The organism is Streptosporangium sp. NPDC006013, from assembly GCF_040614275.1.
Classification (GTDB): Bacteria; Actinomycetota; Actinomycetes; order Streptosporangiales; family Streptosporangiaceae; genus Streptosporangium.
Genome location: NZ_JBEXUE010000452.1, coordinates 1 through 8,085 on the forward strand (window position 1 = coordinate 1; position 8,085 = coordinate 8,085).

The window sequence follows — 8,085 nt, forward strand, 5'->3', positions numbered from 1 at the left end:
GCCTCGCACACCCCCAACCCCGACACCGTCGCACTCGTCCCGGTCACCGTCGCCTGTGGCGGGGTCGCGATGCCCGCCTGGTGGACCCCGTCGAAGGGTTCCACCGCGGAACCGCCGGAGACGGGGACGGCCGGAGCGGGCCGGGGAGCGGCCGGGGGGACAGCCTGGTCGGGAGCGCACGCGGCGAGGGCGCCGGCCGCGGTGACGGCGCCCCCCGCGAGCAGTCCCCTACGGCTGATTCGGGGATCTGGCATGAGTTCTACTCCGCTTCCCGCTCAGCCGTGGCTCTCGCCCGTGCCCATGCCCTCGTGGCCCTCCGGGTCCGTGCCGGGCTGGTAGTTCTCCTGGCCTCCGGCGAAGTCCTTGCCGACCGCGGTGAACTCCAGGGTCTTGCCGTCCTTGAGATTGAGGGTGAAGGGAATCTCGGCTCCGGGCTTCACCGCTTCGGTGACGCCCATCAGCATGATGTGGTCACCGCCGGGCTGGAGCCGGTGGGTGCCCCTCGGCGGGATCACGATCCCGCCCTCCTTGGGGCGCATGATCATCTTTCCCTTGGAGTCGACGACCTCGTGCAGCTCGACCTTCGGCGACAGCGGCGAGGCGGCGGAGAGGACCGTCACCTCGGCGTCGGTGTTGTTGACCAGGGTGCCGAAGGCGGCGCTCATCCCCTTCTTGGCGGTCTTCACCCACGGGTCGGTGATCGTCAACGCGGGAGCGGCGGAGGTGGCGGGGGCCGCGGCGGGGGCCGCTGCCGGGGCGACGGTGCTCTGGGAGCCGCACCCGGCCAGGGCCACCGCGGCCGCGACCAGGATTCCGGCAGGGGTGATACGACGAACGGACATGATGATGCCTCTCTTCTGGCCGGCCGTCCGACAGGCCGCGGCCGATCGCCGCTCGATGGCCATGCCGGGCAGGCAGCCCGGAACTGTCACGCTGGTTCGGTCCGCCGGGCGGCAGGAAGGCCGCGTCGGCGCAGGCCCGCGCGTGCGGGCTCGGGAACGGTTGATGCCCCCGGGTGACCCGCGCGGTCAGCCGGAGGCGGCGGTGACGGTCCGGGGAGGGCCACGCCGGCTGAGAACGTGGCGCAGCACGGCGGAGCGGAGAACGCCCGGTTCGATCGCGGGCGGGGCGAGGAAGGACACGTACGCCGGGGTCACGGGCACGATGAGCACGCGGCCTAGCCGCGCACCGAGCCGTCGCAGCAGCGCCCACAGCGCCGCCTCGCCGCGCGCCAGCCAGAGCGCGGTCAGCCCGGCGGCCCACCCGTGCGTCACCAGCATGCCCAGTCCGGGCAGCAGCCCCGCGTGGACATGCCCGATGAGCTCGACGGGGGACGCCGCGTGCGCGAGGGAGAACAGCACGTGCACCCCGGCCTGCACACCCGCCAGCAGCGGCAGGATCACCGCCAGCGTGCGCTCGCGCCCCGAGGCGGCGAGGGCCGCGCCGAAGGCGAGGGCCAGGGCGGCGGCCGCGCTCGGCGCGGAGACCGAGCCTCCCGCGAGGACATGCGCCATCACGCTCAGGCCCAGGCAGACCGCGGCGAAAGCGGCGGCGCGGGCGATACGGAAAGGCCAGGTCGCGGGCATGGTCCGGCAATCATCCCATGTCGCCGTGGCGGTTCACGGACCCCCCTTGGCGAAGCGGGCTTTCAGCACCTCAGGCCGGTCGCCGCACTGCCGTACTCACCGGTAACTAAGTAGCCGCACTCATGCCTCGAAAGGCGGATGGTCTCGACGATGGAAGGCATGACACGACCGGTGAAGAACACCACGACCCCCGCCTTCTACCTGCAGGCCGTCATCTCGTTCGGACTGTCGGTGGCGGCCATGGTGATCGGTATCGCCTACCTGCCCGTGACCACCTGGGTCCGGTCCTTCATGGGCATCGGGCTGCTCTACGTGGTGACGTCGACGTTCACTCTCGCCAAGTGCGTCCGGGACCGCAGCGAGGAGGCCACGGTCGTCAGCCGCGTCGACCAGGCCAGGCTGGACAAGCTGCTGGCGGAGCACGACCCCTTCAGGAACGACTGACGCACCCGCGCCGCCGGGCGGGGCTAGGGCGCCGGAGACTCGCGGATCTCGGCCAGCGAGATCCGCATGGCGTCGGCGGCGCGGGTGAACCAGTCGGAGACGACGGCCAGCTCGTCCGGGCCGTAGCTCTCGAAGAGCTCGATGAGCCGCCGGTAGGTGGGTTCGTACGCCACCGCGATGCGGGCGGCCGGGTCCCCCTCGGGGACGATCCGGACGCGACGGCGGTCGTGGGGGTCGGGGACGCGCCGGGCGTAGCCCGCGCTCTCCAGGCGGTTGACCACCCCGGTGACGGCCCCGGTGGTGAGACCCGCCAGTTCGGCGAGGCGCCCCGCGGTGAGCGCCTCCCCTTTCGCGCCGAGGATGAAGCCGAGACACGTCAGGTCCGTGACGTTGATGCCAAGGCGCTCGGCGAGCGTGTGCTGCCCGACCATGCTCAACGCGATCAGCTGGTCCATCCGGCTCAGGACATCCAGCGGCGAGGCCCCGGGGCCGGACTTGCCTTCCATCGCGAATTCTCCTTACCATCTAAGAGATTTAGCTCGTGAGATAAATGATATGGGCGGATCCAACTTAGCCGCCCGCCGTCCGGCGCCACACCGCGGCCCGCGGCAGGCGGCGATCCGGACGAAGGAGAGCGCATGGGGATAAGAAAAGACCTCGCGGAGCCGGCGGAGACAGATGATTCCGCCCTCCGGTGGGGCAGCCGACTCCACATACCTGGTAAGACGGAGGGAACGCCCGCCTTGTGAACCGCGGGCTTAAGGAGTCTTTCCATGCCACCCGAAGGTGTGAACGCGCTCTCCGTCTCGACCGGCGCGCACGAGGGCGCCATCGTGGTCCGGGCGATCGGCGAACTCGACTACGACTACGCACCGATCTTCCGGAGGGAACTCGCCCGCTTCTGGAGCACGAGCACCGACGGCTCTCCGCTCTCTCCCCCGCCGCTCCTCCCGGAGAACCCACCCTCCCCGTCCCCACTGGTCCCGCCCCCATTCGAGACGGCTCCGGGCACCCGGGCCGAGGCCACCCCCCTGCTCATCCTCGATCTGGCGGGGCTCACCTTCTGCGACTCCACCGGGCTCGCGGAGCTGCTGTGGATCCTGCGCCGGAGCCAGGAGACGCAGACCCGCCTGGTGGTGACCGGGGCGAGCCGGACGCTGCGCCACATGCTCGCCACCACCGGGCTGCTGGGCTACTTCACGATGGCCGCCTCCGTGGAGGAGGCACTGCTGGCCGGTGGGACCGGGACGGCGGAAGGCTGAAGGGCACCGGCGGGCCCCGCCCCGCCGCCGTGAACGGCCGGCCGCGCCCCGTGGGTGACGTGCCCGCAGAAGTCCTGAGATATATGTCGTCAAAACACACTCATTAGCCTGACAAGTGAGTCAATATCTTCCTACGGGAAAATCCACTCTTCGTCGAAAGTGGGGTCCCGATGCGGAAGATGTCACCGCGGGCGACCGCGGAAGCACTGCCCGAGACCCTGGACGGGCTGCCAGTGGCACCCAGGGAATTCCTTGCCCTCGTGTCCGTGGACTTCACCGGGACGTACCAGGTCTACCTGGCCGCCAAGGACGAGCGCATCAAGATGACCAGGCTCTCCATGAGCCTGCTCTCCGCCCCGTTCGCCGCCGCGATCGCGCTGACCGGCGCGAAAGTGATCAGCCCGAACATGCTGACCTCATGGCAGGGCGTGCCCTGGTACCTGTTCGCGACGGTCGCCGCGTTCGGGCTGCTCAGCGTACTGCCCTTCCTGCGGCTGATCGAGGCGGTGAACGCGCACATGAGAACCGCGCGGGCGCTCAACAATTTCCGTCTGCTCTACGTCGTCCACCTCAAGGACCAGTTCTCGGCCCTCGGCTGGACTCCCAACCTGCCGGTGGACCCCCGCTATCCGGAGACGTACGCGCCGTTGGCCTGGCCGGGGATCAATGTGATGATGCTGGCCCTGGTCAACAGCTCCTACATCGCGGTCGGCGTGCTCGGGATGATCGGAGCCGTGCCCACCACGGCCCTGCTCCTGGTGATCATCGGGCTGCTCACAATGATCCACTACTTCGTCTACTACATCCGCGCCAACGTTTCCCGGCAACGCCGGCTCCCACACAATCCCTTCCATTTCCCCAACGTGGAGACCTGAATGCCCGACCTCCTCAGATTCGCGTCTTGTGGGGAGACGTGGATCTGGCTGATGCGACACGTGACGAACAACGGCCGGCCCGCCCTGGACGACCGCGGCCCGATCATCGAGGCACCGGCGGTACTGTTCGAGATCACCACTCTGGCCTGGGACGATCCGGTCCTGAAGTGCTACGGCGACGCGGGGAAGATCCCGCTGTACGCCAGCAAGTTCAGCGAGCGGTCGATCGTGCCACCCTTCAAGTACAGTTACGGAGGGCGGCTCCGCCAGTTGCTCGGTGTCGACCAGCTCGGCTGGATCGTCGACGTGCTCCGTTCCAAGCCGTACACCAAGAGCGGTTGGATCTCGCTGACCGTTCCCGGCGAGCAGCCCGACGCGGTGCCCTGCCTGACCAGCCTCGCCTTCAGGCTCCGTGCCGGGCGGCTGGCCATGACCGCCGCCTTCCGGTCCCAGAACGCGTTCACCAGCTACCTGAACTACGTGCCGCTGCGCGGTGTCCAGAGCGAGGTGGCGGACGGCCTCACGGTGGGCTGCGGGTCGATGAGGATCTTCGTCGACGTGCCGCACATCTACGCCGCGGACTCAGCGACGGTCGGCAGGATCCTCCGGCTGTCGGAACGCGACGGGCTCGGCGCGGGAGACCCCGCACCGAGCCCTGACGTCGAACCCGCACCCTCCGCCGACCTGGCGGTGCCGGTACGGTGACCGGTCACCTGAAGCGGCGCAGCCGGAGGCTGTTGCTGACCACGAAGACCGAGGAGAGCGCCATCGCGCCTCCGGCGATCATCGGGGTGAGCAGCCCGAACGCGGCCAGCGGGAGGGCGGCCACGTTGTAGGCGAAGGCCCAGAACAGGTTGCCCTTGATGGTGCGCAGCGTGCGGCGGGACAACCGGATCGCGTCCGCGGCCACCCGCAGGTCGCCGCGGACCAGGGTGAGGTCGGAGGCCTCGATCGCGACGTCGGTGCCGGTGCCCATCGCCATGCCGAGGTCGGCCTGGGCGAGCGCGGCGGCGTCGTTGACCCCGTCGCCGATCATGGCCACGGTACGGCCCTCGGCCTGGAGACGCTTGACGACCTCCACCTTGTCCGCAGGCAGCACGTCGGCGATGACGTCGTCGACGGCGTTGATGCCGACGGCCTCGGCGACCGTACGGGCCACCGTCTCGTTGTCGCCGGTCAGCAGGATCGGGCGCAGGCCGAGCGCGCGCAGCGCGGCGATCGCCTCGGCCGAGGTGGGCTTGATCGCGTCGGCGACGGTGAGCACCGCGCGGGCCTTGCCGTCCCAGCCGACCGCGATGGCGGTCTCCCCGCGCGCCCACGCCCGGTCCAGCTCCTCCGAAAGGTCGGCCGGCAGGTGCTGCGACCATTCGGCGAGCAGTTGGGGGCGCCCGACGAGAACGGCGTGCCCGTCGACGACACCCTGGACGCCCAGGCCCTCGATGTTCGCGAAGTCCTCGACCTTGGCGGTGGAGTCCGCGGCGCGGGCGACGGCGCGGGCGATGGGGTGCTCGGAGGCCGCCTCCAGCGCCCCGGCCAGCCGGAGCACCTCGTCGCGATCCTGCCCCTCCGCGGTGAAGACGTCCTTGAGGGTCATCGTGCCCGACGTCACGGTGCCGGTCTTGTCCAGGACGACGGTGTCGATGCCGTGGGTCGACTCCAGTGCCTCGGGCCCCTTGATCAGGATGCCCAGCTGGGCGCCGCGGCCGGTGCCGACCATCAGCGCGGTCGGCGTGGCGAGGCCCAGGGCGCAGGGGCAGGCGATGATGAGCACCGCCACGGCGGCGGTGAAGGCCGCGGCGGCTCCGGAACCGGTGCCGAGCCAGAAGCCCAGGGTGACCACGGACAGGGCGATCACGATCGGCACGAACACCGCGGAGATCCGGTCGGCCAGCCGCTGTACGGCGGCCTTGCCGTTCTGCGCGTCCTCAACCAGCCTGGCCATCTGGGCGAGCTGGGTGTCCGACCCGACCCGGGTGGCCCTGACCACGAGCCGTCCCCCGGCGTTCACGGTGGCGCCGACCACGGTGTCCCCCGGCCGCACCTCGACGGGAACCGACTCACCGGTCAGCATGGAGGTGTCCACGGCCGAGGAACCCTCCTCGACCACGCCATCGGTCGCGATCTTCTCCCCCGGCCGTACCAGGAAGAGGTCTCCCACCTTGAGACTGTCGACGGGAACGAGTTCCCCGGAGGCCAGCGTGACCTCCTTGGCGCCCATCGACAGCAGCGCGCGGAGCGCGGCACCGGCGCGGCGCTTGGAACGGGCCTCGAAGTAGCGGCCCGCGAGGATGAAGGTGATCACTCCGGCGGCGGCCTCGAAGTAGATGTTCCCCGAGCCGTCGCCCCTGGAGAGGGTGAACTCGAAGCCGTGCCGCATGCCCGGCATCCCGGCCGTACCGAAGAACAGGGCCCAGAGGGACCAGGCGAATGCGGCGATCGTCCCCATCGAGACCAGCGTGTCCATGGTCGCGGCGGCGTGCCGCAGGTTGGTCCAGGCCGCCCGGTGGAAGGGCCAGCCGCCGTAGACCACGACGGGTCCCGCCAGGGCCAGGGAGAGCCACTGCCAGTTGTCGAACTGCAGCGCCGGGACCATCGCCATCGCGACGACCGGCACCGACAGCACGATGGAGATGATCAGGCGCTGCCTGAGCGGCGTGAGCACGTCCGGCTCGACCGGCTCCGCCGTTCCCTCGGGGGACGGCGCGGCGGGCAGCTCGGCGGTGTATCCGGCCTTCTCGACCTCCGCGACCAGGTCCTCGGGGGTGACGTCACCGGGGTAGGCGATCTTCGCCTTCTCGGTGGCGTAGTTGACGGTCGCGGTCACCCCGTCCAGCCTGTTGAGCTTGCGCTCGATGCGTGCCGCGCAGGAGGCACAGGTCATGCCACCGATGGCAAGCTCGATCTCGCCGCCGGCGGGCGGCCTACCGGTGGTCATGGACGTCATGTCCTCTCCTTGTGTCTCGTCTGCCGTCGTACTCGGCCATGCGGCTCGTCGGGGCGCCTCGCCACGGGTGGGGGCGGACATGTTCTGCCCTCTCACCTTGGGAACACATAACCCCCTCGGGGTATTTCACGGCTACCGTCCGTGCTCGTGGGAGCCGTGACCGTCCCCGGCCGGCGCCGTGGCCCCACCGACCTCGGGATCCGGGCTGGTGGCGGCGGTGAAGGCGGCGGTGCGCACGGTGCCTGCGTGCTTGAAGTCCAGGTAGAGCCCATAGGTCCCCGCGCTCGGCACCTCGGCGTAGAAGGTGATGTCCGGGCCGGGCGCGGTGCGCCCGTCATCGGGCGCGCCGTCGGGGTGCACGTGCAGGTAGGCCAGGTCGCCGTCACGGAGCGCGACCAGGTGACCGTACGCGGCCAGGTAGGGCTCCAGGTCGGTGACCGGTTTCCCGTCCTTGGAGATCGACAGCGTGAGCATGCTGGTACGGCCGGGCACCAGGTCGCCGGCCAGGGTGACGGTGTAGTCGCCCACCTTCGCGGTCTCCGCCGGGACGGCCGGCGGCTCGGGCCGGTAGTCACCCGCCACCGACAGATCCATGCCGAGCGTCATGGCCTCCGCCCCCTCCGGGGCGAAGTCGGCGAACGCCCGGTACTCCCCGGCGGCGGGAAGCTCCAGCGGGACCGACCAGACCCCGCCCTTCTGGGTGGGGTGCAGGTGCTGGAAGCCGGTCAGGTCGCGGCGGACCACGATGAGGTGCAGCTTCTTGTCATGCTGGGTGGTGAACCCGGTGACCGGATGGCCGCCGGGACCGATCACCGAGAAGCGGAAGTCGGTCCGCTTGCCCGCCTTGACCTCGTCGGTCTCCGGCAGGAGCGTGTATCCCCCCTGGGAGACCTGGAGCCCGCCGGGAACGGCCGGTGCCCCCAGCCCGCCGGGGCCGCCCCCGATCACGATCAGGTCGTAGAAGTCGGTGGCCG

At 70.4% G+C, this 8,085-nt stretch carries 9 protein-coding genes and 1 pseudogene; 4 read left to right on the forward strand and 6 right to left on the reverse strand.

Translation table 11 applies throughout. The features are described from left to right. The 3 genes and pseudogenes from ABZ260_RS41210 to ABZ260_RS41220 form a co-directional block, all read right to left on the reverse strand. Positions 1-254: pseudogene (locus tag ABZ260_RS41210) on the reverse strand (hypothetical protein); the annotation flags it as partial. Between the two features lie 21 nt (positions 255-275). Then, positions 276-842 carry a copper chaperone PCu(A)C gene (locus tag ABZ260_RS41215; RefSeq protein ID WP_355628596.1) on the reverse strand — a complete coding sequence of 189 codons (567 nt, stop codon included), beginning with the start codon at positions 840-842 and terminating at the stop codon, positions 276-278. 186 nt (positions 843-1,028) lie between these two features. After that, a complete protein-coding gene (locus ABZ260_RS41220; protein ID WP_355628599.1) occupies positions 1,029-1,586 on the reverse strand; it encodes an MFS transporter in 558 nt (185 codons plus the stop codon). A gap of 159 nt (positions 1,587-1,745) precedes the next feature. Here ABZ260_RS41220 and ABZ260_RS41225 point away from each other — a divergent pair, with 159 nt between their 5' ends. Further along, positions 1,746-2,030 carry a YiaA/YiaB family inner membrane protein gene (locus ABZ260_RS41225; RefSeq protein WP_355628602.1) on the forward strand — a complete coding sequence of 95 codons (285 nt, stop codon included), beginning with the start codon at positions 1,746-1,748 and terminating at the stop codon, positions 2,028-2,030. A 23-nt stretch (positions 2,031-2,053) separates the two neighbouring features. On the opposite strand, the gene ABZ260_RS41230 is transcribed toward ABZ260_RS41225, so the two are convergent. Next, complete coding sequence (locus tag ABZ260_RS41230; protein WP_355628605.1) at positions 2,054-2,536, reverse strand: MarR family transcriptional regulator; 483 nt, start codon at positions 2,534-2,536, stop codon at positions 2,054-2,056. 267 nt (positions 2,537-2,803) lie between these two features. On the opposite strand from ABZ260_RS41230, the gene ABZ260_RS41235 reads away from it, so the two are divergent. From ABZ260_RS41235 to ABZ260_RS41245, 3 genes are all read left to right on the forward strand, one after another. Beyond that, a complete protein-coding gene (locus ABZ260_RS41235) occupies positions 2,804-3,292 on the forward strand; it encodes an STAS domain-containing protein (RefSeq protein WP_355628608.1) in 489 nt (162 codons plus the stop codon). A gap of 179 nt (positions 3,293-3,471) precedes the next feature. After that, positions 3,472-4,167 carry a hypothetical protein gene (locus ABZ260_RS41240; protein WP_355628611.1) on the forward strand — a complete coding sequence of 232 codons (696 nt, stop codon included), beginning with the start codon at positions 3,472-3,474 and terminating at the stop codon, positions 4,165-4,167. 51 nt (positions 4,168-4,218) lie between these two features. Then, entirely contained in the window at positions 4,219-4,872 is a 654-nt protein-coding gene (locus ABZ260_RS41245) for a hypothetical protein (protein WP_355628613.1), read from the forward strand. Between the two features lie 4 nt (positions 4,873-4,876). Here the strand turns inward: ABZ260_RS41245 and ABZ260_RS41250 are convergent, their stop codons facing one another. Next, positions 4,877-7,111 carry a heavy metal translocating P-type ATPase gene (locus ABZ260_RS41250; protein WP_355628616.1) on the reverse strand — a complete coding sequence of 745 codons (2,235 nt, stop codon included), beginning with the start codon at positions 7,109-7,111 and terminating at the stop codon, positions 4,877-4,879. 132 nt (positions 7,112-7,243) lie between these two features. Beyond that, the coding region (locus ABZ260_RS41255; RefSeq protein WP_355628619.1) for a hypothetical protein at positions 7,244-8,085 on the reverse strand (842 nt) is incomplete at its 5' end.